This is a genomic window from Neptunicella plasticusilytica (assembly GCF_047922965.1).
Taxonomy (GTDB): Bacteria; Pseudomonadota; Gammaproteobacteria; order Enterobacterales; family Alteromonadaceae; genus Neptunicella; species Neptunicella plasticusilytica.
The window spans coordinates 1,042,210-1,067,259 of the sequence record NZ_CP150481.1; the positions used below are offsets into that span (position 1 = coordinate 1,042,210).

Below are 25,050 nucleotides of genomic sequence, written 5' to 3' on the forward strand. Positions count from 1 at the left end.
TATTAGTTGGTACGTCTAAAGCGTTCAACCAAGCTGTTAGTGGAACTGTCAAACTCACAATCCTGAGTCTTATCCTGTAATTTGTCCAGAATCTGGTTACCCATGACTTTCCCCAGTTCCACTCCCCATTGATCAAAAGAATTGATATCCCAGATTGCGCCCTGCACAAACACTTTATGTTCGTATAGCGCCACCAGTGCACCTAAAGTATGTGGGTCGAGCTGCTCGAATAACAAAGTATTGCTAGGTTTATTACCGGCCATGGCCTTGTGCTGGGCTAATGCGTCATCCGCTTTTCCACTGGCTTGCAATTCCTGTTGGGCCTGCTCCAGAGTCTTGCCTTGCATTAGCGCCTGTGACTGGGCAAAACAATTGGACGCCAACATAGCATGGTGTGGATCAGCAGAATTAGGGACCTTGAGTGGCAACATAAAATCAGCCGGGATCAGCACTTGCCCCTGATGGATCAGCTGATGGAAAGAATGCTGGCCATTGGTGCCTTCGCTACCCCAAATAACAGGTCCGGTCGCATAATCGGCGACTTCGTTGCTGGTAGTGACGGACTTACCGTTACTTTCCATATCCAGCTGCTGGATATAAGCCGGGAAACCGCGCATATAATGATAATAAGGCAGCAAAACATGGCTTTGTGCGCCAAAAAAGTTGATATACCAACTGCCGAGCAAACCTAAAATAAAGGGCAGGTTTTGCTCCAGCGGTGCAGTCTTGAAATGTTCATCCATCGCATAGGCGCCTTTGAGCATAGCCTGATAGTTGTCATAACCTAGTGCCAGAGCAATCGGTAAACCAATTGCCGACCACAGTGAATAGCGACCACCTACCCAGTCCCACATCGGGAAAATATTGTCCTCGGCAATGCCAAACTCGGTAGCGGCTTTGATATTGGAAGATACCGCCATAAAGTGCAACGCGATATCCTGTTGCGAGCCACCTTGGTCCAGAAACCAGTCTTTGGCCGTCAGAGTATTCTGTAATGTTTCCTGAGTGGTAAAAGACTTGGATGACATCAATATCAATGTTTGTTGGTGATCACGTTCTGCCAGCACGTCGGCGATATGGCAGCCATCTACGTTAGCTACAAAGTGGACTTTGATGCCTTTATGCCAGTAGGGTTTAAGTGCTTCTGACATGATTTTGGGGCCGAGGAAAGAACCGCCGATACCAATGGCAACGACATCGGTAATCGTTTTTCCCGTATAGCCTTTGTGTTCGCCGGAATGAATTTTGTGCACCAGTTGCTGCATTTTTTGCTGGCAAGCCCGTACTTCCGGCATCACATCTTTACCATCTACCAATACGGGCTGATCGGAAAAGTTACGTAGCGCGGTATGCAATACAGCACGTTGCTCGGTAAAGTTGATCGTGTCTCCGGCAAACATCGCATCACGTTTGGCTTCAACATTTTGCTGTTTGGCTAAGTCAAACAGACCTTGCAACACGGCGTCATTGATTCTGTTTTTTGAGTAATCCAGGAAAATTCCGCAACTTTCAACGCTGAACTTTTCAGCCCGTGCCGGCTCGGCGGCAAACCAGTCACGCATATGTTGAGATTGAACGGAATCAGCCAGTTGCTGCAAATTTTTCCAGGCTGGCGTGGCAGAAAGTAATGTCATAATGTTTTCCTGAATGAGAAATTAAAAAAGGGCAATATGATTGCCCTATTCAAAATATTAAAAATGGCTGACTACAGCAGGCTTTTCAAACGTGTTTCCAGTTTAACCTGATCGGCAGCAAAATTGCGGATACCTTCTGACAATTTTTCGGTTGCCATAGCATCTTCATTCATCTGCCAACGGAATTCCTGCTCGGTCAGTTTAGCACCGGGGGTTTTTGTCGCGCCTTTGTCTATCAGTTTAGCCACAACAGGTTCGTTGCTGTTAGCCAACTCTTCCAACAGGCCCGGACCAATAGTTAAACGGTCACAACCCGCCAGTTCGATAATTTCACCGGTATTACGGAAACTGGCTCCCATCACCACGGTGTTGTAGCCATGATCTTTATAATATTGATAAATTTCGGTCACAGAAACAACGCCCGGATCATCGCTGGCGGTGTAGTCTGTTTTACCGGTGCTGGCTTTGTACCAGTCAAGAATACGGCCGACAAATGGAGAAATCAGATAAGCGCCAGCTTCGGCACAAGCGACGGCTTGAGCAAAGCCGAATAATAACGTCAGATTACAGTTAATGCCTTCTTTTTCCAGCACTTCGGCGGCTCTAATGCCTTCCCAGGTGGACGCCATTTTAATTAAAATACGATCTTTGCTAACACCAGCTTGTTGATACAACTCGATTAAACGTCGGGCTTTTTTGATTGTCGCTTCGGTATCAAAGGATAAACGGGCATCCACTTCGGTCGAAATTCTACCCGGTACGATTTTGACAATCTCGGCCCCGATAGCCACGGCCAGTTTATCGCCCGCATCGATAAGTTGTTGGGCTTTATCATTCGATTGTTCTTTAGCCCAAGCCACAGATTGTTCAATAAGCGACTGATATTGCTCCATTTCTGAAGCTTTAAGCAATAGTGATGGATTGGTTGTTGCATCGACGGGTTGGTATTTTTTTATTGCTTCAATATCACCGGTGTCGGCGACTACCGTGGTGAGGGCTTTTAGACTCTCTAATTGGTTTGGCATTGATTTGTTCCTATTAATGTTGAAAACATTGGATTAATTTATCGCACTTTGATTACAGTCACTATGCTGATTCATCTCTATATTATTACTAAATTCGGTCAATCAGCCCAGAATTACTTATATATAAGACATAACAGGAATTTTTATGAGTGCCAAATTGACTTTGCTACAAGGGGATATCTGCCAGCTTGCGGTTGATGCTATCGTCAATGCTGCCAACTCGTCACTGTTGGGGGGAGGTGGTGTCGATGGAGCAATTCACCGCGCCGCCGGACCGGATTTAATTGCAGAATGTAAAACCTTGGGGGGGTGCGAAACCGGGCAGGCTAAACTGACCCAAGGATACTTGTTACCAGCCAAATATGTTATTCATACCGTTGGGCCGGTTTATCGGGATGGCCATCAAAACGAAGCCAGATTGCTGGCAAGCTGCTATCAAAACAGTATCGCCTTGGCCGAACAGTATCAATTACGCAGCCTGGCATTTCCGGCTATTAGTTGCGGTGTATATGGTTATCCGCTGGATGAAGCTTGTCGTATTGCGGTCAACGCCATTACCGAAAGCTGTGCTTGCTATCCGAATATTCGCAAAGTGATCCTTTGTGCCTATGACGATAAGGTACATCAAGCATGGTTGTCGGCATTACAAAGCAGCCAGCATCATTAAGTTTGAGCCATAGGCCAATGTGTTAATCCACAGGCTAACTTGTTACCATTGCATTTTAGATTTTCTCTCTACCCGTTAAGGTTTAATACATGCTTGTTGTGGTATCACCTGCCAAAAATCTCGATTATGAAACGCCTCCCGTTACCGATTCTTTTAGCCAACCCGAGATGCTCGATCAATCGCAAATGTTGATCGATAAATGTAAAAAACTGTCACCGCAAAAAATTGCCAGCATGATGAGTATCAGCGATAAGTTAGCCAGTTTGAATGCAGCCCGTTTTGGCTCGTGGCAACAACCTTTTACCCCCGACAATGCCAAACAGGCAGTCCTGGCATTTAATGGTGATGTGTATGCCGGTTTGCAGGCCAGTACTTTCAGTGATGATGACTTTACCTTTGCCCAGCAGCATTTACGTATTCTGTCCGGCTTGTACGGTTTATTAAAGCCGCTGGATTTAATGCAGCCTTATCGATTGGAAATGGGTAAAAAGCTGACTACCCGTCGCGGCAAAGACTTGTATCAATTCTGGGGCACTCGTATTACCGAAAAGTTGAACGAAGTACTAAAGGAACAGGATGCGGACGTGCTGATTAACCTGGCTTCCAATGAATATTTCAAGTCGGTGAAAAGGGACAAACTGAAAAGCAGGATTGTCACCCCGGTATTTAAGGACCAAAAAAACGGCCAGTATAAAGTCATCAGTTTTTTTGCCAAAAAAGCCCGAGGCATGATGGCGCGCTATATTATTCAAAACCGCCTGAATGATGTGAATGCGCTAAAAGAGTTTGACGCCGACGGATATACCTATAATGCGGCGATGTCATCGGCAGATGAGCTGGTCTTTTGCCGTAAAGAGCAACTGTAAATGTGTTATTCCCCGCAATACTGGCTGCGGGGAATAGGCTGGTTTATTCCGCATAAACCTTCTGTTTAAACATCAGTTTTTGGCTATCGTTGCCGTGGCGAACTGTAATATCAAAACGCCATAACTCGTCATCATCGATAGTAAACTGCGCCAGATAGTAGATCGATTGCTGTTCCTTCACTTCCTGAAAATCCAGTTGGCGAATTTGTCCCAGCAAATTTTTTGCCGTACCACTAACCACCACCGACTGGGCTTCTTTGCTTTGGCTATCCAGTACGGAAATATTGATCAAAGCCTTATATTTACTACGTTGTAATCCATACGCTTTGGATATTTCCGGCGTAATAAAGGTACTGGGGATCACAATATAGTGCACATCCCAGGGCCCCAGTTTTTCTAATTGTTCTGCATGGGTGACGGAGCAGAGCAACAACAGCGACGCAATGATTGATTTAAATGATAATCTCATCTCGCTCTCCTGTTTTTAAACCGTCCAACCAGGGTTGGACGGATGCGCTAAGATTGCTGTTAAAGTATGGCACCAAACAAGTCACCTAGCAGAATTTGGGCAAACTGTAAGGCGATAATCAGGAATAAAATGGATAAATCCAGACCACCAATAGGCGGGATAATTCTTCTGATTGGCGCCAGCATCGGCTCGGTTAACTGTGCCAATAAAGCCTCGAACGGATTATAACCCTGACTCACCCAACTCATAATGGCGCGGATAATCAGGATATAAAAAATCAGTTGAAAGGCTTCTTTTATCACTACTAATATTGCACCAATAAATATCCCCAACGGATTAATGATGCTGGCGCCTGCCATTAAACCGACAATAGTGATTTTTAATCCTGCTACTAATAACGCCAATATGATGGATGCCGTATCAATATTACCCATTGAGGGCAATAATTTACGCATTGGGCCGATAATGGGATGAGTGGCTTTCACCACAAACTGGCTAAACGGATTATAAAAATCCGCTCTGGCTAATTGCAGCCAAATCCGCAATATCACTACCATCAAATAAAGATTAAAAATGGTATCGATTAAAAACTGGGTCGCATTCATTGATGTTTTCCTAACACAAGCAATTAAAATAAATCAGACATTTGTTTAGCACGGTTTACCGCCGCTTGCATGGCTTTACTGACCACACCTGCAATATCACTGTCCTGAAAACTGGCAATGGCCTGAGCTGTCGTGCCGCCTTTGGAGGTAACTTGGGCGCGTAACTCGCTTAATTCAAGTTGTGGATTGTGACAAACCATTTCAGCGGCCCCCAACATGGCTTGCTGTACCAATAAGCGGCTGGCGTCTTGATCAAATCCCATACGCATCGCTTCTTCCTGCATGGACTGTAAAAACAGGAAAAAATAAGCTGGGCTGGAGCCCGCTGCTGCAATCACGCCATTAATCATCGATTCCTGTTCAACCCACAGAATTTCACCCACTTGCTTGAGCAGATCCCCCGCATATTGACGATCTGTGTCACTAATTGACTTGTCGGCATACAGACCTGTCATACCTTTAGCCAATGAGCTAGGGGTATTGGGCATGGTGCGTACTAACTTATAGTTACCACCCAGCATTTCCAGTAAACGTTTTTGTTCGATACCTGCAGCAATAGAGATGAATAATTTATCCGACAAGTCAGTTTGTTGCAGATGCTCACAGACTTTTTCCATTAATTGTGGTTTGACCGCCAATACAATCACCTCGGATTGTTGCAGCGCCTGCAAATTATCGGTGGTGGTGTTAATTCCGAAGTCTGCAGATAACGCATCCAGTTTCGGTGTGGAAGGATTGCTGGCGGTGATTTTATCGGCCGGGTAACCGCTGGATACCATGCCACTGATAATACTGCGACTCATATTTCCGGCGCCAATAAAGGCAATTGTTCTGTGTTGCATAAGCTGTTTAGTTTCCTCGACTTCCAAAAATTGCAGTACCTAAGCGTATCATAGTTGCGCCGGATTTAATGGCCAGTTGCCAATCACCTGACATGCCCATCGATAAAGTATCAACCGATGCATAGTTGTCTTTTAACTGGCTAAACAATTGTTGCATGGTACTGAATTCGGCTTGTTGAACAGCGATATCATCGGTGGCTGAACCTATACACATCAAGCCTCGCAAGGTTAAATAGGGTAACTTATCAACCAGTTCGGCCAGCGGCATCATGTCGTCAGGATGAACACCGGATTTATTGTCTTTCAGACTGATGTTCACCTGCAAACAAATATTCAACGGTGCTAAGGATGTGTCACGTTGTTCATTTAAACGCCGGGCGATTTTTGCCCGATCCACACTTTGTACCCAGTCAAAGGTATCGGCAATCAGGCGGGTCTTGTTGGATTGTATCGGGCCAATAAAATGCCATTCAATCTCTGGCAGATCCGGCAGTTCTGCCTTCTTGCTGGCCGCTTCCTGGGCGTAGTTTTCGCCAAAAGCGCGTTGTCCGGCCTGATAAGCATCGCGTATCGCTTGAGCCGGATGTTTTTTACTGACAGCCAGCAAGGTTGTTTTATGTTCAGTCGCGCATTCAGCAGCACAGTTATGTATGGCTTGATATACGGATTGAAGCTGTTCTGCTATTGTTTTCATAGTCTTTTTGCGGTTGTATATACCCTTCATCCTTGAAGCTGCACGTTTGTTGGCTGCACTCATAAGCCCTAATCACTTAGTAAACTAAGCTCATGGGGTCTCATTCATTTGCCGCCGCCGTGCAATTCCAATGCTTTTGGGTATAGAAATAGAATTGCATCACTACGGAGTGGCTATGGATATTACCGAACTTTTGGCCTTTAGTGTCAAAAATAACGCCTCGGATTTGCACCTTTCGGCAGGACTACCGCCCATTATCAGGGTTGATGGTGAAATGCGCCGGTTAAATATTGATCCGCTGGATCATAAACAGGTGCATGCGCTGGTGTACGAAATTATGAATGACCAGCAGCGCAAGGAATATGAAGAAAATCTGGAAACCGACTTTTCCTTTGAGGTAAAAGACTTATCGCGATTCAGGGTGAATGCGTTTGTACAAAATCGTGGCGCTGCGGCGGTATTACGTACTATTCCCAGTAAAGTGCTGACACTGGATGATTTAGGCGCACCGCAAATTTTTAAAGATATTATCAATCAGCCCACCGGAATCGTACTGGTGACTGGGGCGACCGGTTCAGGTAAAAGTACCACGCTGGCGGCCATGGTGGATCATATTAATGCGCATAAGCGTGAGCATATTCTAACCATCGAAGATCCCATCGAGTTCGTGCACGAAAATAAACTTAGCCTGATTAACCAACGGGAAGTGCATCGTGATACCCACAGTTTTAACAACGCACTGCGCAGCGCATTAAGGGAAGATCCGGATGTGATCCTGGTAGGGGAATTACGTGATCTGGAAACGATACGCTTGGCTATCTCGGCGGCAGAAACCGGGCACCTGGTATTTGGTACCTTGCATACCAACTCTGCACCCAAAACCATTGACCGGATCATTGATGTTTTCCCGGCCGAAGAAAAATCTATGGTGCGTTCGATGTTATCCGAATCCTTGCGCGCGGTTATTTCACAAACCCTGCTGAAAAAAATCGGCGGCGGGCGAGTGGCGGCACATGAAATTATGATTGGTATTCCGGCAATTCGTAACCTGATCCGTGAGGACAAAGTGCCGCAAATGTATTCGGTGATTCAGACCGGTCAGGCGCACGGTATGCAAACTATGGATCAGTGCTTGCAGCGCCTGGTGGGCTCAGGCCAGATTAGTGCCCAGGATGCGGCCGCCAAATCCATTGATAAACAACCCAAATTTTAGGAGATATCACAATGGATTTATCCCCTTTCTTGCAACAAATGGCTGAAACCAATGCGTCGGATCTGTTTGTTACTGTAGGCTTTCCGGTTAGCGCCAAAATTAATGGCCAGATGACGCCGATCACCCAGCAAAACTTGACTGTTGATCAGGCGCAGGCGTTATGTGACAGCGCGATGAATGACAAGCAGCAAAAAGAATTTGCCGACACCAAAGAATGTAATTTCGCCATTGCGCGAGAGGGAATAGGGCGTTTTCGGGTAAGTGCCTTTTGGCAACGGGATTTACCCGGTATGGTGATTCGCCGCATTGTGACCCAAATTCCCAAGGCTGATGACTTGGGGCTACCGGATATTCTTAAAGATATCATTATGGCTAAACGCGGTCTGGTGTTATTTGTGGGGGCCACCGGCACCGGTAAATCCACCTCTCTGGCTGCATTGATGGGCCATCGTAACCAGAATTCTCGCGGCCATATTCTGACCATTGAAGATCCGATCGAATTTGTCCATGAACATGCTAACTGTGTGGTGACTCAGCGTGAAGTAGGGATTGATACCCAGTCGTTCGACGATGCACTGAAAAGCTCGTTGCGCCAGGCGCCCGATGTGATCCTGATTGGGGAAATTCGTTCGATGGAAATCATGGAATACGCCATGTCTTTTGCCGATACCGGTCATTTATGTGTGGCCACTCTGCACGCCAACAATGCCAATCAGGCCATTGAGCGAATTATGCATCTGGCACCCAAAGATCAACACGACAAGCTGCGTTTTGATTTAAGCCTGAATATGCGCGCCATCGTCGCTCAGCAATTGGTGCCTACCAAGGACGGCAAAGGCCGGGTGGCCGCCATCGAAGTATTACTCAACTCGCCATTTGTAAGGGATTTGATTCAGCGTAATGAAATTGGCGGTTTAAAAGAAGCCATGCAAAAAGGTAAAGAGCAGGGCATGCAAACCTTTGATATGGCCTTATATGATCTGTACAAACGGGACTTGGTCAGCCTGGATGATGCGCTGCACTGCGCTGATTCACCCAATGATTTGCGCTTGATGATTAAACTGGATACCGGAGAAGGCACCAGTATGGGTTCGCTGAGCGGCGTTTCTATCGATATAGACTAACCGGAAGACTGTTATGCACAAATTATTTAGCAGTGAAGACCGTTTTATGGTTTGGCACCTTAAAGAGTTACTGGAACAAAAAGGTGTTCCCTGTTGTATCAAGAATGAATTTGCTATTGGAGCGGCCGGAGATTTATCGCCGCTTGATTGCTGGCCAGAAGTCTGGGTTACTGATGATGAATGGCTGCCTCAGGCACAAAATATTGTCAATTCCATGCAACAACAGGGAGAAGGCCAGAGTGACTGGCTTTGTCCCGAATGTGGTGAAGCTAATACCGCCAGTTTTGATATCTGCTGGCAATGCCAACTTCAGCGTCCGGAATAACCCTAACCGGCCACTATCTGAATAAAAATTTGTTATTCTAACGGTTCCAATCGCAACATATGCAGACAATATGCTAACCGACAAAGATAAACTACTCGCTATACACCAGCAATTGACTCAAACCGACAACGCCAAAGTGATTTCGCATGTGGAGCGCGAAATAGATGACTGGTATTTAAATACACTAATGATTGAAAACTGCGAAGTGCCATTTAAGTTTAAACGCAAACAGCAATACCAGAACCTTAAAGGTGCCAGAGTGAACCTCTCTTATTATCCTGCCACCGAGCAGGTGGCAGGGATGGACTTTGAGGTGATGAATGTGGTGCGGATTAAGCGCTCTTAATCCTGTTCAGTGGCTTTTTCCGCAGGAATAAGTTCGCTAGCCACACCACGATAACAGACGTCAATATTGCCGGTACCTTTGTAGTAAAAGAACGGATTATCCAGACTGCGGGAACTGGCCAGTTTATTGGCGTAGGTGTCGCCAAATTCATTCTGGATATGCAAATTAAGTTGTTCAGATGCGCCTAAATCACTGCCTATATGGGCAGATAAAATCTTGCTGCGCTTGGCCGGATCATCAATTACGCCGCCGTTATTCGGATCACCCCGTTTAACCGCCTGTATATGTTGCATACCGTAAATCACCCGGCCAAATACGCTCATATTGCGATCCAGATGGCGCGGCGCCTGACCAATATTAATGTAAAAATCAGTCGTACCAGTGTTAATCTCGTTGCTGCGTGCCATCGCCACAACGCCATAACAATGCAATAGCCATTCGACCTTATCCTTAGGATCCCGACCGGCGGCAAAACCATGCAAAATACCCGTCTCAGCAGCTAAAAACTCCGGTGACTGTACCAGACGGAAACTGTCATCTTTTGATAGTGGTCGAGTAAATTCGGCTTGTAACGGAGCCTTATTGTCACTTGGTTTCTGTTCGCTGATATCTCCCGCCTGCGCCACAAAACCGTCAATCACCCGGTAAAAATCCAGCCCGTCATAAAAACCTTCGCGCACCAATGCTTGGAACTGTTTAACATGATTGGGAGCCATAAAAGGTGCCAGTTCGATCACCACGGTGCCGGTGTCGAGTTGTAGGTACACCAGATTGTTCTGCTGGGGAATACGCCAGTCGGCGTCTTGCGCCTGACAGATTCCACTCAATAATATCAGGCAAGCCAAAAAACAGTTTTTCATCTTTTTATTTCCTGTAGGGGGGGACTTTTGTGTTTTAATAGTAAGTGAGCTTAAAAACAAAAGGAATTGAATATGTGCTTTGATCGATCAACAACAATTTCTGTCAAGACTCTCGCTGCCGCGATTCAGTTAGTCCTCTTAGGTGTTCCCGCTGCTTTTGCCCAAGATGCCGATCAATCCGCTCAAATAAAGGAACGAGTTACTCCTCAATATCCGAGAAGCCAGGCGCGTAAAGGCCAGGAAGGTTGGGTACAGCTGAGCTATGTGATTGATGAGCAGGGACAGGTTATTGATCCTTTTATTATTGATTCGTCGGGTATAGAAGGATTTGAAAAATCTGCACTTAATGCGGTTTCCAAATGGCAATTTGCTCCAGCCATGCAAAATGGTAAACCAGTGCAGCAATGTGAGAATAAGTTACAACTGGATTTTAAGTTAGACAATGCCCCCAAAGGCGGTACCAGAAAATTTGTAAAACTAATGCGTCGATTTAATGATTATCTAACTGCAAATAAGCTAGAACAAGCCCAAGCCACATTGGACGAACTGGAAGACATTCCGCGCTGGAATTATTACGAGGCTGCATTTTTTGACTTAGCTAAATCCAATTATGCCCGTGCAACCGGTCAGCCTGAGGAACAACTGAATTATCTAAGCAATGCGTTAATTAGCAAAGGTGAATATTTGCCCAAAAAGATTTACGCCGCCGGTTTGCAAGAAAGGTTTATTCTGGAAATACAACAAAACAAGCTGATGGATGCATTGGATACCTTTGATGTGATGCAAAATTCAGAATCGGAACTGAATAGTGAAGTGGTTAACAGCGTACAACAGGCGGCGCAGAAGATTCATGATTTTATTGATAGTGACAATCCGATTGCTGTCAGTGCTACTATCGGCCAGCGCGGATACTGGCGTCACACTTTGAGTCGCAAAGCTTTTTCATTTGTTGATATCAATGGCAAAATTGATGATATGGATATCCGCTGTGACAAGCACCGTAACAAGTTTGATGTTAAACGGGATAAAATGTGGAACATTCCGCTGCAGTGGGGCGAATGTAATGTTTTTGTGCGTGGTGAGCAAGGCGCCCGTTTCAAGTTGGTCGAACTCACTGGCGAACAACAAACCACTACTCTTTGAACGACAAGAGGTTATGAGGGAACAGCTACTTCATCCTGATAAGCATACACTTTGTTACGCCCTGACTCTTTGCTGCGATACAAGGCTTGATCGGCGCAGGCAAACAATTTGTCTAAATCGTAACCGGCCTGGGCATTATGACTAATGCCAAAACTGGCGGTGATCTTAAACTGATGGCCGGTTTCACTGGTACTGATATTGGCAATGGCTTGGCGGCAGGATTCCGCCAGCTGATTGGCTTTGTCGGTACCGCAACCCGGCAATAGAATAGCAAATTCCTCGCCCCCCAGTCGACCAATAATATCATTGGCCCGGCACATCTTTTGTACGGCCAAAACGGCTTGCTTCAAAGCCCAGTCGCCGACCTGATGGCCATAGTTATCATTAACTTGTTTAAAATGATCCAGATCGAACACAATAAAACTGACTTCCTGGCGGGTTTTCTGGCAGTAGTTCAGGCTTGTCTCGGCCTGACTGGTAAAGTAGTGGCGGTTGCAAATACCGGTCAGTTCATCGGTTTGGGCAATTTTACGTAACATTTTATGGGTAATACGGCTCTTAATCAGCCAAATTATCGCAATACCCAATAATAACACCGTGCAGGTTAATAAGAGTTGAGTATTACGAGTTCTTTCCGCTACCAACTCGGTTTGCGTCATTAGCAATTTGTTTTCTTTATTGAGCAGTTTTAACTGATTGTCACGGTCAATTTTGGCTTTTTGAATAGCCAGTTTTTGCGCCATTTTGTCGTCAAAATCACGTTTCTCTAGAGCTTTAAACTTTTTAAAAAAAACTAATGACTCTTGATAGTTTTTATTTCTCTCACTCAGTTGGGATAAGACTTTAAAAGCGACAAGATGAGAATAGTAAAAGTCATCTGAAGAGTAGTTATTAATGATATCTTCAGCATAAGGGGCAGCGGATTCCAGATTGCCAGAGCCTTCATAGGCTTCGATTAGTAATGAAATAAAAAATGAAGTTAAACTCTGAAAATTTAAACTTTTAACGGTATCAATATTCTCCAATAGTATTTTCTGGGCGCGTTGGGGTTGTTTCTGGTCAATGTAGTACTGAGCGAGATTCGTAACTATAGCTTGTGCCAAAACTGTTTCACCAAGAGATTGGCAAAAACTGATAGCCTCTTTAAAGTTGTATTCTGTAATATTGCTATTAGATAGTTTTATGTCAGCATATAGCTTCTTATTCATTGCCGAACAAATTGTTCTATCATTTGAAGTCGTTTCAATTAAAAGTTGCGCGTGGCTTCGGGCACTCGAATATTCTTGTATGTTGGTATAAAAAGAAATAGTGGCAATAGCCGCATAATCTTTAATGTTTATATCATCAATTTTGACCATTGCATGCCGTAACAATTCAATGGTGGTAAAGGCCTTATTCCACTCGTGAAGACCAGAATAGCTATTTAATAAAGAGCTTAGCGCTCTGGTACGAATATCGCTAAATGGTGTGTTATTAGCAAGTGCTTCCATTTGTGAAATACCATTCTGAGTTTCTCCTTTCATTAAAGTCGAAAATGCCTTCAGGAATGAGTAAATGGCTTGCTGTTTTTCATTAAGCTGCTCGACCGGAATAGATGCAAGCAGTTGTGCTGATTCATCTGGTGCTGATGTTCTTAAATGATCAGCTTGTTTCAGGACATCATTTATGCCGTTCGCTATAACCGTAAACGGGAAAAAGCATAGAAAAAGGAATACTGCTTGTATAAATAATTTATACATCTATTTCGCTAAATCGCGATAACTGTCAGTTATCGCGCTCATCTTCGTCCTCATCATCAGGACATTCATGCGTTAATGGAGGAATGACTTCGTCGTCACTTTGACCTAATTTTATCAGAGAGTCGAGATCATTTTGCGATAAATCAGCTTTGTTGAAAGTTGAGTCTGCGCCCAATTTTTCCAAAAGTTGTATTGCTGTCATATTGTTTTCCTTTGAATACTTAAAGTTGTTGTTCTTGTAAATCCAGTGCAGCCAATCTATCTAATATTTTTTGGTTTTTCACCATTTTTTCGCTGGGCGGGATTACTAATGTAGTAATCAGCGACATTTCGGCCTGAGGCAGGTCTTTTAATGCCAGCCAGTCTATGCGCACATCATCCAGGGCGGTAAAGGGGCATTCATATAACGCCACCTGATGATCCAATGGATAATATTCACCAAGAATATCCACCAATACCTGACGATAGGCCTCGCCAGTACTAAAGCGCTTAATAGTGGTATCGCCGGCAATGCCCACCTGCCATAAGATTAAATAAGCTGTGGGGTCGATACGGCGCTGGTATACCATTAACTGACTGGTTTCAAAATGCTGGCTGCCGACGCGGCCGGGATCAATATTTAAATCGGCATATAAACAATCTTCGGCGGATACGCCTGCTTCCATATGCGCGGCGTAGCCTTCAGCACGCGCTTCCTTGATGACCCGATGCGGAGCCCAGGCAAATACCCCGGCATGGCCGTAAAAGGCCCCCACGACCTTTTTACCTTCTCGCACGGCGGCCAGCATGGTATCGACCATTTCCCTATAGGTAATTTGACGATGCTTGCCGGCAGCATATAGGCCTTGCAAAGAATGGTAGTTGGGATTAATTTCGCTAATCCATTGCTCCACCAGAGCCGGATTACTGCCAAAAATAATATCCGCATGTTCAAGATAACTGCGGCAGCGGGGGGTAAGGTGTGCGCCTAAAGTCATGCCGGTGCTGACAACCACAATACTGCCAGTGCTTTCTGACGTACTCATTTTTTGTGTATATCCATTTCGATGTAACGGGTTGATTAAAATAAATTTTCACAACCACAATAATGTAGGCCGAGATACTACCGAGTATATTGGCATTTTACTAAATAATTGTGATCAGACTTGTTGTAGCCGTTTTATCTTTATTGCTTCGAATCTGGAGCGCCAATTTGCTATTCAGCTCCTTGAGTCAGTAAAAAGATGGAGACGGATGTATAAGATGTATAAAACGTTTATTTGTGCGAAAAAACGGCCAAACGGAATTGAATAGTTATGCATTAATGGATAAATTGTACCGGCAATAACCGGCTATTATATGGCCAGTTTCTATTTCGATATGCAATCCCGAAGGATAAACCTCATTTGTCACTGATGAAACATCATCATGACAGTAGTAAGAGAGTGGTATGAAAGGGCAACTCACACAGAATTTGCAGCACCGTCGCGATGTGATGCGTTTGTTGCTACTGATCACTTTTTTCGGTGGTTGTGTTTTTTCGGTGATTAATTTTTATCGGGGTCTGATGCCCTTAGCGATACTGGAAATAAGTTACGGACTTTTCTCGCTTGTTTTGTTACGTATCGTGCCTACCACAGCCAATTTGCATAAATGGATACTGGTTTATCTGCTACCTTTTTTTACCATTATGATGTATGCCTTGGCCCGGCCTAATGCGTCCGAGGCGATCTTTGCCTGGATACTCACCATTCCGGTGATTTCTTATTTGCTGATGGGACGCAAACATGGATTTTGGTGTTCTGCTTTTTTTATTGTTATTGGTATTTCGGTGTTTCATTGGCGATTTATGGATAAGGATATTGGTCTGAATATCGCTACCTCGCTGAATGTGATCCTTAGCTCCTGCTTGATGATGACCTTTGCCCATATCTATGAGCGTAACCGGGAACAAAATGAAGAGCGACTGATTGAACTGGCCGGTACCGACAGGCTGACCGGTTTGGCCAATCGAATGAAGCTAACTGAAGCCTTTCAGCATTTGAGTGCTTATGCCAAGCGGCACCAGTCGCCTTTAGTGATGGTATTAATTGATCTGGACTATTTTAAAAATATTAATGATCAATACGGTCATCATGTGGGGGACTTGGCTTTATGTCATGTGGCTGACTTCCTTAAAGCACGAGTCCGTCAGACCGATATTCTGGCGCGTTTTGGCGGAGAAGAGTTTGCCTTATTGATGGTAGGCGCCAGTTTGCGTGAAAGCTATCAGCAAGTCGATTCACTACGTCAGCAACTGATGCAAACCCCGCTCCTGACAGAGCAAACAGAAATACTCATCAACTTCAGTGCTGGTATCGCTATTTTTGGTGATGATGGCATGGAGCTGAATGAGTTGCTTGCCAAAGCCGACAATCGCCTGTATTTGGCCAAGCGCAATGGCCGCAATCAGGTTGTGGCGCAAGATCAGATATAAGTTCTGATCTTTCCATTCCCAGATTAAGCAATAATTTTATTCGCTGCTGCGCTTGCCTTTATTTTTGCTATCACGATGACGCACTTTAGGCTCTTTATTGGGAGTCGCCGGGCGAGCGCCTTTTTTCTTTAGCTTGGTTTTTTTCGCTTTGGCGGTTTTAGGTTTCTTTTTAATTTTAGGTGGACGCGGCTCTTTGTTTTGCGGGCGTAAGTCTTCAATAATCCGGCGTTTTAAATTTTGCTCGGTATAACGTTCAATTTTACGCAACAACTCAATATCATGGGCTTCGACCAAGGAAATGGCGGTGCCTTTTTTACCGGCACGGCCAGTACGGCCAATACGATGCACGTAAACATCGGCTTTATACGGCATATCAAAGTTAATTACGTGGCTAACATTAGGTACATCAATACCACGAGCAGCGACATCGGTAGCGATTAATACTTTGACCTCACCGGCTTTAAAACGCGCCAATGCCAAGTTGCGTTTATCCTGAGGCATTTCACCCTGCAAATAGCAGTTTTCAATGCCGCTACTTTGCAGGTTGTCTTTGAGAGCCATCAAGCTTTCACGGGTTTTGACAAACACAATGGCGGTGTCGGCCTGATTTTTTAAGATGCTCACCAGCAAGTTGTACTTGTGCTTCCAGTTATCGGCTAAATGCGCCCATTGATGGATTTTGGCATGTTCTTTACGGCTCGGCTCGGCTTCTAATGTTACCGGATCGTTGAGTATTTCTTTGGCAAAACGGGCAACGCCGCCGCCTTCCAGTGTGGCGGAAAACAACATACTTTGTTTACGCCAGCGCGCTTCGGCCGAGATTTGATTCACCACGGTAGAAAAACCCATATCCAACATGCGATCGGCTTCATCCAGAATAAACACTTCAATATCACGGCAATCAAAGCTTTCGGTTTCGATATGCTCAAACAAGCGTCCAGGGGTGGCCACCAGAATATCCAGGTTACTTTCCAGTAAATCACGGTCGGTACCGTAATTGATCCCGCCGGTAATAACGCCACATTTAAGTTGGGTGTGTTTGGCAATGGCCAAGGCTTGCTCGTAAACCTGCAAAGCCAGCTCGCGGGTCGGTTCCAAAATAAGTACCCGTGTGGAGCCCGGATCGCGGCGTGGAAAATCCAGCAAAAACTGACAAGCAGGCAACAAAAATGCCGCCGTTTTACCGGTACCAGTGGGCGCTGAGGCCAAAATGTCTTTGGTTTCCATGGCGGCGGGAATAACCAATTGCTGAATACTGGTGGGCGTAGTAAAGCCCATTTCGGCCACTGCCTGGCACAATTCGTCGTCTAATTCCAATTCGGAAAACATGTTAATCACAAGCAAAAGAAATAATGCCGGCATTATATACGTAAATAACCCCAACGCGGCATAAATCAGTCAATTAAACACAAATCAAAGTGATCAAAAAGGTTATTTTGTCAGCGCTATGTAGGCATTGTTAATTAACGTAAACGCAAAAATAACAAACGGATTACATACGAATAGATCTTTCTAATTCAATCGGATATCTTCCGAGGAATACTTGTATACAAGTTTCATTGCCGCAGCAAATCTTATGGATTTAGCTGCTTTCCCTTACGTGCAAGTTGTAAAGCTCAAAATGACACTATTAATAACCAATAGGTGAATGATGAAGAATTCAGTTCCTTTCAAGCTAAGCAAAAAATCCTTTCTGTTATTGAGTATTGTGGCTGCAAGTGCAGCGGCTCAGGATGCGCCAAATGCTGGCGAAAATAATGATCCTGAAGAGGTAATCGAAGTAAAGGGCTATCGTGGTAGCCTGCTAAACTCCACCAACGCCAAGCGCGATTCCAACGGTTTCAGCGATGAAGTCTTTGCCGATGATATCGGTAAGATGCCAAGCCTAAATTTGGCTGAATCGCTAGCACGTATCCCCGGGGTAAAAATCAATCGTGAAGTCAGCGGTGAAGGGCAACAAATTTCGGTACGGGGTTTAGGTCCTGGCTTTACCAAAATTGTATTAAACGGTAACTCCATGTCGGTAGCGTCAACGGGTAGCCTGGATGCTGGTAACAGTGATCGCCAAGTGGATCTGGATTTGTTCCCCACTGAACTGTTTAGTAGCCTGTCGGTTGCTAAAACCGCCACCGCTAATCAGATTGAAGGTGGAGTTTCCGGTTATGTGAATATGCGTACCGCTCGTGCTTCAGAAATGGGTGAAGGACAGCATGTTCGTTTCTCGCTTGATGGCGCTTACAAAGAAACCCAGGGCGATGTGAGTCCTAAAGCGGCCTTTACCTACAGCTATTCGACTGACAAGTTCGGTGCACTTTTTACTATTGTGGGTAAAAGAGCCAAAACCCGTGTGGATGGGTTTGAACAGGATGCCAACTTCCAGAACGGTTGTGTAGCGGAATGGAGCGAAGGCACAGCTGGTTGTGTGGCAGGCAGCACTGGCTGGAACAATTTCCAGTACACCAATATCGCGTCAGCCGATTATGCAGCTTCGCATTCCGGTGTGAATGCCGGTGATATGCTGGATATTAATCAGGTCTCAGGGTTAAGCGATGACCAACTGGATAATATGGGCATGCCACGTATTGCCCGTATGATGACCATGGGCGGCACCAAGGATTCGGTTTCGGCGCTAGTTTCCTTTGAATACAAACCGAACGAAGACATGAACTTGGCGCTGGATGTGATTAAAGCGGATTCGGATTACAAAGCCGAACGTACCGAAGCGATGCTGATTTATCGTAACAACTATTTGCAATATGATTTGGCCTGGTTACCGGAAAATATTCAAACCGTAGATCGTGGTGACGGTGAGCGTATTGTCAGCGGTACATTCTATGGCGCGCGTCCTTGGGTTGGTACACGCCAGTATGATGAAGAGTTGTCTTTTCTGAGCATTATGCCCAGCTTCAGCTGGTACGTATCGGATGACTTCAAGGTGGATATTTCTGCCAGTCGTACCGAGTCCGATTTTGATCGTGACGAACCTTATGTGTTGTATTTTGGCCCTCAAGGGACGGTTAATTTTGCCTATGATAATGGCAGCATTGTACCCACTATGGGCTTTAGCGGAGATTTAAGCACAGCCTCAAATGACTGGAGTTTGGTAGCAGGGCCAGGTGCTGAAGGTGATGTGCAATCCATGGATTTACGTTTTGCCCGCGGTTCTCGCCAAAATAAAACCACTGGTTTCCACGCTGATTTTGCCTGGGGTGAAGATCCTACTCGTAACGGTATTTTGTTCGGTTTTGCTGCGGATAAAATGGAATCTAACTCACAGGGTTATAGTGGTTCCGGTTATGGTGATTACATCTTGGCTAACCAGCCCAATATCGCCGACAACTTTGGTCAGTATTTAGTCGATGCCAAAGTGACGGATTTGGGTAAAAATATCGATGGTTATCAGGGCTTAAATGGCATTGTGGGCCTCGACTGGAACAAGTTTAAAAACGATATCAACTACGCCGGTTTTGAACCAGAACCCAGTACCGGAAACCAGTTTGGTGGCAGTGTCGGGAATATTGTCGAAAAAGTCACGGCGGTTTATTTTGAAATTAATACCGAAACTGAAGTCGCGGGTCGTCCACTGCGCACCAACAGTGGTTTGCGTTATGTAGACACTAAGCAGGATATATCCACCTTAAATGGTGAAGCGAGTACTGACTATAGCCGTTTATTACCTTCTTTCAGCGCAGTGTATGACGTCACTGATGATGTAAAACTCAGAGCCAGCGCTTCGCGCAGCTTAACTCGTGCTAATCCGTCCAAAATGTATCCCAACACTAACTGGACCTCAGCCGGGATTGAAACTATTGATACCGGTAACCCTGCATTGGCACCCTTTGAAGCGACTAACTTCGATTTTGGTGGAGAATACTACTTCAGTGATTTGGGCTATGTGGGCTTAAATTTCTATCAAAAAGATATCGTCGGCTTTACCCGCACTGAAAGCACCTTGGTACAATTTGCCGACCTGGTTGACTGGGGCGTGGATATCACCGATTTAAGCTCCATCCAGGAAGAGCAGTTAGCTAACTGCGGTGGAATCAACTCCGATCAGTGTATTACCAACGTGAGTGCTGCGGTAAACATTAAAGGCATGGTAAAACTGACCGGTATCGAAGCAATTTGGGTACAGCCGCTTGATTTCATCGTGTCAGGTCTGGGTTTTAATGCCAGTGCGAATAAGATCAGTCAGGATGCGGACGAAGGCACCCAAATTACCGGGATTTCCGATTCCCATAACTTGACGGTGTACTATGAGAATGATGCTTTCCAGACACGCATTACCTACTATCACCAGGATGGAGCGGATAGTGGCGATATCTGGGGAACACCTCTGTTTTCACGTGATAGAAGCCAGGTTGATGTTTCGGCCAGTTATTTATTGCCAGTGGCAACAGATTACGACTTAACAGTTAGCTTTGACGCCTATAATCTGACCAATGAACCTATCTCGACTTATCTGGAAGATGATAGCCAGACATTCCGCGCCTACTTCCCGGGGGCAACCTATAATGTTGGGATCAGCGGCAAGTTTTAGTCTCACATAACATGGCATTGTCGAGCCCCGATTTATCGGGGCTTTTTTTATTCAGGTGGGGCGACAATGGTTGAGCAACATTGGCAGTTTGGGTCCTTAGGTAAATTGAATCGCTTGAATTGCATAGACAGACTGTTCACTGTGATCAATCTATTCAGGCTTGTTCGATCACCTAATAGTAGTTGTAATGCGCTGCTTGCCTGCAAGCTTCCCATTACCCCCAATAGGGGACTGATAACACCCGAGCTGGCACAGTTGATTTTCTGCTTGGCATCAACAGGAAACAAACATTGGTAGCAAGGCGAGTCCGGTCGGGCAAAGTCGAAACTAATCAGTTGCCCTTGACCTTGAATAGCCGATGCAGACACCAGTTTTAATTGACGGGTATAGCAAAATTGATTGATAAAACGTCTGGCTTCAGGGTTATCGGTGCAATCCAGTACCATATCCAGTCCTTGAAGGGCATCAGGGACAAGATTGAACAGACTATCGTTGATCGTCTCAACCTCTATCATCGGATTTATTGCTGTTAGTGCCTGTTGTGCAACTTCGACTTTGGCGCGGCCAATGTCTTGTTGGCTATACAATATTTGTCGCTGTAAATTACTTAATTCAATTACGTCATGGTCAATCAAGGTCAGGCTGCCGATACCAGAGGCTGCCAGATAAAGTGCCGCGGGACAACCTAAACCGCCCATACCCACAATCATCACATGTGCCCGCTTAAATTTAACTTGGCCCGGTTCGCCAATCTGTTCGAGCATGATCTGGCGGTTATAGCGGATAAATTCCTTGTCAGATAAAAGACTCATATCGCCGCCCTTTGTTGAAATATGTGCTGAAATTGCGCGACGGCCGATTCAGGATTGTTGGCTCTGGTGATGGCCGTCACCACTGCGATACCACTGACACCCGTATTCAATACCGCTTCAGCCCGCTGCAGCGTAATTCCCCCTATGGCGACAGTCGGGATAGCGGAGTTCAGCTGCATAATATTGGCCAGAGTTTTGATACCTTGTATTTGCCCGCTCATATCCTTGGTGACGGTCGGAAATATGGCTCCTATCGCCAGATAGGAGGGACGATACTCCAACATTTTCAAGTATTCATAATGACCGTGAGTGCTAATGCCTAGTCGCAAACCAGCCCGTTTAATGTGTTGCAGATCGGCGCTGTGTATATCTTCCTGACCCAAATGCACTCCATAAGCCCGATGCTGGATAGCCAGTTGCCAGTAGTCATTAATAAATACCCGCGCGTTATATTGGTTACCCAAAGCAACCGCTTGTTCAATCGCGTCACAAAGCGCATCACCTTGAAGCTGCTTTTGCCGATATTGTATGGTGGTTACTCCCATTTTAAGCAAGCGTTGCAGCCACGCCAGTGAATCGACGACAGGATAAAGGCCGACAGAATCCGGCAGCAATGGTGCAAAATCGCAGTCAAACCGGTAAGCCGAACAAAGGTTATCGGTGGTTTTCCAGTCTAAGTCATGGGCTAGTTCAGAGTCTGCAACCAATACTCGTGGATAATGCTCCGGGTTGCATGGCCAGCCACCTTGGCAGAGCGCCCGGTTGTCGGGTTGTGCCTGTTCTGCCACAGCAATGCCCTGATTGACGTAGGCTTTGGCAATGGTTGCAGCATCGCGTAACAAATAATCTTGTGCCAACAAGGCGGCCAATGCCGATGCATAGGTACAACCGCTACCGTGAGTTTGACGGCTGAGCATTTTCGGACTTGCCAGCCAATAGTGTTGCTGACCGTCGAAACAATAATCAACACAATGCTGGGGTTGGCGCTGATTGATAAAATCCAGATGACCGCCTTTGATAATCACGGCATGACAACCGCGACCGACAATATCTTGTGCGGCGACTTGCAGATCGTGCCAGGAGGTGATTTTGATTTCAGTGAGAATCTCTGCTTCCATGATATTGGGCGTCAGAATATCTACCCAGGGCAACAGTTTATCGCGTATCGCTGGCAGAATATCGTCTTCAGTCAGCGCGCCACCACTGGAAGCAATAGCCACAGGATCGTAGATGACTTGCGGCGGTACTTGCCACTGGTTTTTATACTGCGCAAGTCGTTGCGCTACCTGTTCGACCTGTCGGCTATTCGCCAGCAGACCTATTTTGATTATTCTGGCTCGTCCATCGGCTTCAAGTGCCTGTAGTTGCCCTATCAATGCACTGTCACTTACGGCATTAATTTGTTGCACACCATAACTATTTTGCGCAGTAACCGCCGTTATCACCGAGCGACAATCAACACCCAATGAATGAAAGGTTTTAATATCGGCCTGAATTCCAGCACCGGCGCTGCAATCTGAGCCAGCAATAACCCACAGGGGGGAATCGGTATGCATCTTATCCACCTTGCTTGTCATGATGCCAAAAGGGCATACCCAGGGTTGGCGTGCTTGGCCGGGCGGTTTGTTTGGCTGGCATCGGCTGGGCCAGATAGCCAGCCCGCCCCGCTTTTACTGCATAATTAAACGCGGTGGCCATACTGACAGGATCGGTTGCCTGGGCAATCGCCGAGTTTATCAATATGGCGTCATAACCCAGTTCCAGTGCCTGAGTGGCATGGCTGGGTAAACCGATTCCGGCATCGATAATTAACGTGATATCGGGCAGACGGTGACGAATACTTTCCAGCGCATAAGGGTTAAGTAAACCCCGGCCGGTGCCGATAGGCGCTCCCCACGGCATTATCACCTGGCAGCCTAAATCAGCCAGTCGCTGGCAGATCACCAGATCATCGGTGCAATAGGGCAACACCTTAAAACCGTCCTGTAGCAAAATTTGGGTCGCCTTGAGCAATTCAACGGGATCGGGTTGCAGGTTGTAGTCATCACCGATTAACTCCAGCTTTATCCAGTTGGTCTGAAAGAGTTCGCGCGACATATTGGCCAAATTAACGACCTCTTTTACCGAATGGCAGCCCGCGGTATTGGGTAGCAGTGTCAAACCCAGGCTCTGAATATGTTGCCAGAAGACCTGCCCACCATTTTTCTCCGGCGACTGGCGACGCAACGACAGCGTGACGATATTGCTGCCACTGGCCTGAATGGCGTTTTTCATAATCTGCATTGAAGGATAAAGCGCGCTGCCAACCAGCAAACGGCTGGAAAATGTGTGGTCGTAGATAGTCAGTAAGTCAGACATTAGAATTATCCTTAACCGCCAAAAATCGGTGAAACAACATCGATCAGGTCCTGGCTGTTAACCATAATCTTGGGGTAATCAGACTGACTGACGAATTCACCATTAATAGCAACGGCATAAGGTGATTGCGGATTATACCGCTGAAGTAAACCAGTTAAGGTCAGGGGTGTTTGAATATCGGCGACAGTAAAAATGTCACCGTTAATATTGAACGTCATAAATATGTTACCAAAGTAGAATGAACCGACGCGGGATGCGAGCAAAATGACCGGCAGGGCAAGCCTGCCTGATGTAACAGCAGCATAATGTGTTGCAGGACATAGGGCGCCAGCAGATAACCATGTCGGTAAAGCCCGTTGACCTGAATAATATTATGTCGACAGACGATGGCCGGCTGGTTATCCCGTAACGTCGGGCGTAATGCGGCCTGAACACTGACAATTTCGGCTTCGGCAAACCCTTTGTGAATACTGTATGCTGCGCTGAGTAATTCCAGTGTAGAGCGAATGCTGGGCGCTTTGTTGCCCTCCGATTCAATCTCGGTCGCGCCGATCACAAACTGGTGGTGAGCTTTCGGCACAATATAAAGCGCGTAGCGTGGATGCATCAGTCGAACAGGGCGCTGCAAATTGACTTCCGGTGCATATACCCTGATCACTTCGCCCCTAACTCCGCGCAGTGCGTTGTCCGGGTCGAGCCACGCTTGTTTAGCGCCCATTCCTCTGCAATCAATTACCCAATCACAAGTAATTGCCTGTTGATTGACAACCAGGTCATCGTCGACCAGTTCAGCCTGGTGTTGTTCAAACAGGTTAATAGGTGAGGATTTTAGCGCTGTTGCGGTTTCATCATAAAGTTGCTGATTATCAATATGCGCCTCGTCACTGAGCCATAATGCCTGATTAAAGTGACCATCCAGCTCGGGTTCCAGATGATGGAGTTGGGCAGGGGTTAATGTTTGGCATTGTGTGCGGTCAGTGCATTTTAGCCGTTGTTGAAAATGGCGCATCTCGTTGTGATCCTGGCGATGTGCCAGTACCAGGGTTCCGGTTTGCTGCAATGTGGTTGTTAACTGCAAGTATCTCAGCAGTTGTGGCCAAAGCAGCAAGGATTGCTGGCCCATTTCAACAATATGACTGCTGGCATTCACCGATTCGGCCAGTGGTGCCACCATGGCCGCCGCGACGCGGCCGGTGGTATTCGGGGTATTTATGTCCTGGCGCTCAAACAGCGACACCTTGACTGTTGTTGACGGGCAGTCGACTTTAGCCAGCAATAATGCCAGCAACCGGCCGATTAAGCCCGCACCTAATATGGCAATATGTGACATACA

The 25,050-nt window shown here is 46.0% G+C and carries 25 protein-coding genes; 9 read left to right on the forward strand and 16 right to left on the reverse strand.

Translation table 11 applies throughout. From position 1 onward, the window contains the following. Positions 1-2: 2 nt before the first annotated feature. Positions 3-1,634 (reverse strand): glucose-6-phosphate isomerase, encoded by a 1,632-nt coding sequence (gene pgi, locus V1467_RS04485; RefSeq protein ID WP_416307602.1) that lies wholly within the window; start codon positions 1,632-1,634, stop codon positions 3-5. A gap of 71 nt (positions 1,635-1,705) precedes the next feature. After that, the gene (gene tal, locus V1467_RS04490; protein ID WP_416307603.1) at positions 1,706-2,659 is read right to left on the reverse strand and encodes a transaldolase; all 954 of its coding nucleotides are present in this window, start codon (positions 2,657-2,659) and stop codon (positions 1,706-1,708) included. A gap of 145 nt (positions 2,660-2,804) precedes the next feature. On the opposite strand from tal, the gene V1467_RS04495 reads away from it, so the two are divergent. Then, the gene (locus V1467_RS04495; protein WP_416307604.1) at positions 2,805-3,326 is read left to right on the forward strand and encodes an O-acetyl-ADP-ribose deacetylase; all 522 of its coding nucleotides are present in this window, start codon (positions 2,805-2,807) and stop codon (positions 3,324-3,326) included. Positions 3,327-3,415: 89 nt separating this feature from the next. Beyond that, on the forward strand, positions 3,416-4,192 hold the full coding sequence (gene yaaA / locus V1467_RS04500; protein WP_416307605.1) for a peroxide stress protein YaaA: 777 nt from the start codon (positions 3,416-3,418) through the stop codon (positions 4,190-4,192). Positions 4,193-4,235: 43 nt separating this feature from the next. On the opposite strand, the gene V1467_RS04505 is transcribed toward yaaA, so the two are convergent. Genes V1467_RS04505 through V1467_RS04520 form a run of 4 tightly spaced genes read right to left on the reverse strand, consistent with a single transcriptional unit; the run spans position 4,236 to position 6,802 of the window. After that, positions 4,236-4,661, reverse strand: a complete 426-nt coding sequence (locus V1467_RS04505) for a DUF4426 domain-containing protein (RefSeq protein ID WP_416307606.1) — start codon at positions 4,659-4,661, stop codon at positions 4,236-4,238. A 59-nt stretch (positions 4,662-4,720) separates the two neighbouring features. Beyond that, positions 4,721-5,266, reverse strand: a complete 546-nt coding sequence (locus tag V1467_RS04510; RefSeq protein WP_416307607.1) for a YggT family protein — start codon at positions 5,264-5,266, stop codon at positions 4,721-4,723. A gap of 23 nt (positions 5,267-5,289) precedes the next feature. Next, positions 5,290-6,108, reverse strand: a complete 819-nt coding sequence (gene proC / locus V1467_RS04515; protein ID WP_416307608.1) for a pyrroline-5-carboxylate reductase — start codon at positions 6,106-6,108, stop codon at positions 5,290-5,292. 7 nt (positions 6,109-6,115) lie between these two features. Continuing rightward, entirely contained in the window at positions 6,116-6,802 is a 687-nt protein-coding gene (locus V1467_RS04520; protein WP_416307609.1) for a YggS family pyridoxal phosphate-dependent enzyme, read from the reverse strand. Between the two features lie 175 nt (positions 6,803-6,977). Here V1467_RS04520 and V1467_RS04525 point away from each other — a divergent pair, with 175 nt between their 5' ends. From V1467_RS04525 to V1467_RS04540, 4 genes are all read left to right on the forward strand, one after another. Then, positions 6,978-8,015, forward strand: coding sequence for a type IV pilus twitching motility protein PilT (locus V1467_RS04525; protein ID WP_416307610.1), 1,038 nt, complete (start codon positions 6,978-6,980; stop codon positions 8,013-8,015). An 11-nt stretch (positions 8,016-8,026) separates the two neighbouring features. Further along, positions 8,027-9,139: a PilT/PilU family type 4a pilus ATPase gene (locus V1467_RS04530; protein WP_416307611.1), complete on the forward strand. Its 1,113-nt coding sequence runs from the start codon at positions 8,027-8,029 to the stop codon at positions 9,137-9,139. A gap of 13 nt (positions 9,140-9,152) precedes the next feature. Beyond that, complete coding sequence (locus V1467_RS04535; protein WP_416307612.1) at positions 9,153-9,464, forward strand: DUF2007 domain-containing protein; 312 nt, start codon at positions 9,153-9,155, stop codon at positions 9,462-9,464. Between the two features lie 70 nt (positions 9,465-9,534). Then, entirely contained in the window at positions 9,535-9,810 is a 276-nt protein-coding gene (locus V1467_RS04540) for a hypothetical protein (RefSeq protein WP_416307613.1), read from the forward strand. Here V1467_RS04540 and V1467_RS04545 read toward each other — a convergent pair. Beyond that, positions 9,807-10,670 carry a peptidylprolyl isomerase gene (locus V1467_RS04545; protein ID WP_416307614.1) on the reverse strand — a complete coding sequence of 288 codons (864 nt, stop codon included), beginning with the start codon at positions 10,668-10,670 and terminating at the stop codon, positions 9,807-9,809. The two genes, V1467_RS04540 and V1467_RS04545, sit on opposite strands and share 4 nt — an antisense overlap. A 72-nt stretch (positions 10,671-10,742) precedes the next feature. Between V1467_RS04545 and V1467_RS04550 the strand changes: the two genes are divergently transcribed. Then, positions 10,743-11,813, forward strand: a complete 1,071-nt coding sequence (locus V1467_RS04550) for an energy transducer TonB (protein ID WP_416307615.1) — start codon at positions 10,743-10,745, stop codon at positions 11,811-11,813. A gap of 11 nt (positions 11,814-11,824) precedes the next feature. Here V1467_RS04550 and V1467_RS04555 read toward each other — a convergent pair whose 3' ends face one another. The 3 genes from V1467_RS04555 to V1467_RS04565 are packed head-to-tail and all read right to left on the reverse strand — an operon-like array spanning position 11,825 to position 14,577. Further along, positions 11,825-13,552: a diguanylate cyclase gene (locus V1467_RS04555; protein WP_416307616.1), complete on the reverse strand. Its 1,728-nt coding sequence runs from the start codon at positions 13,550-13,552 to the stop codon at positions 11,825-11,827. 25 nt (positions 13,553-13,577) lie between these two features. Next, the gene (locus V1467_RS04560) at positions 13,578-13,754 is read right to left on the reverse strand and encodes a hypothetical protein (protein ID WP_416307617.1); all 177 of its coding nucleotides are present in this window, start codon (positions 13,752-13,754) and stop codon (positions 13,578-13,580) included. A gap of 19 nt (positions 13,755-13,773) precedes the next feature. Next, positions 13,774-14,577, reverse strand: coding sequence for an SAM-dependent methyltransferase (locus tag V1467_RS04565; RefSeq protein WP_416307618.1), 804 nt, complete (start codon positions 14,575-14,577; stop codon positions 13,774-13,776). Positions 14,578-14,981: 404 nt separating this feature from the next. Here V1467_RS04565 and V1467_RS04570 point away from each other — a divergent pair, with 404 nt between their 5' ends. Then, entirely contained in the window at positions 14,982-16,007 is a 1,026-nt protein-coding gene (locus V1467_RS04570; RefSeq protein ID WP_416307619.1) for a GGDEF domain-containing protein, read from the forward strand. A gap of 36 nt (positions 16,008-16,043) precedes the next feature. Here the strand turns inward: V1467_RS04570 and srmB are convergent, their stop codons facing one another. Continuing rightward, positions 16,044-17,336, reverse strand: coding sequence for an ATP-dependent RNA helicase SrmB (gene srmB / locus V1467_RS04575; RefSeq protein WP_416307620.1), 1,293 nt, complete (start codon positions 17,334-17,336; stop codon positions 16,044-16,046). Between the two features lie 319 nt (positions 17,337-17,655). On the opposite strand from srmB, the gene V1467_RS04580 reads away from it, so the two are divergent. Then, a complete protein-coding gene (locus V1467_RS04580; protein WP_416307621.1) occupies positions 17,656-20,547 on the forward strand; it encodes a TonB-dependent receptor in 2,892 nt (963 codons plus the stop codon). A gap of 47 nt (positions 20,548-20,594) precedes the next feature. On the opposite strand, the gene V1467_RS04585 is transcribed toward V1467_RS04580, so the two are convergent. From V1467_RS04585 to V1467_RS04605, 5 genes are read right to left on the reverse strand one after another with little or no spacing between them, the layout of a single operon-like run. Further along, the gene (locus V1467_RS04585) at positions 20,595-21,359 is read right to left on the reverse strand and encodes a HesA/MoeB/ThiF family protein (RefSeq protein ID WP_416307622.1); all 765 of its coding nucleotides are present in this window, start codon (positions 21,357-21,359) and stop codon (positions 20,595-20,597) included. Beyond that, positions 21,356-22,915 (reverse strand): thiamine phosphate synthase, encoded by a 1,560-nt coding sequence (gene thiE / locus V1467_RS04590; protein ID WP_416307623.1) that lies wholly within the window; start codon positions 22,913-22,915, stop codon positions 21,356-21,358. The genes V1467_RS04585 and thiE overlap by 4 nt, the downstream gene beginning before the upstream one ends. A 1-nt stretch (position 22,916) precedes the next feature. Further along, complete coding sequence (locus tag V1467_RS04595) at positions 22,917-23,717, reverse strand: thiazole synthase (protein ID WP_416307624.1); 801 nt, start codon at positions 23,715-23,717, stop codon at positions 22,917-22,919. Positions 23,718-23,728: 11 nt separating this feature from the next. Beyond that, the gene (thiS, locus tag V1467_RS04600) at positions 23,729-23,935 is read right to left on the reverse strand and encodes a sulfur carrier protein ThiS (RefSeq protein WP_416307625.1); all 207 of its coding nucleotides are present in this window, start codon (positions 23,933-23,935) and stop codon (positions 23,729-23,731) included. Further along, positions 23,932-25,047 carry an FAD-dependent oxidoreductase gene (locus V1467_RS04605; RefSeq protein ID WP_416307626.1) on the reverse strand — a complete coding sequence of 372 codons (1,116 nt, stop codon included), beginning with the start codon at positions 25,045-25,047 and terminating at the stop codon, positions 23,932-23,934. The genes thiS and V1467_RS04605 overlap by 4 nt, the downstream gene beginning before the upstream one ends. Between the last annotated feature and the right edge of the window lie 3 nt (positions 25,048-25,050).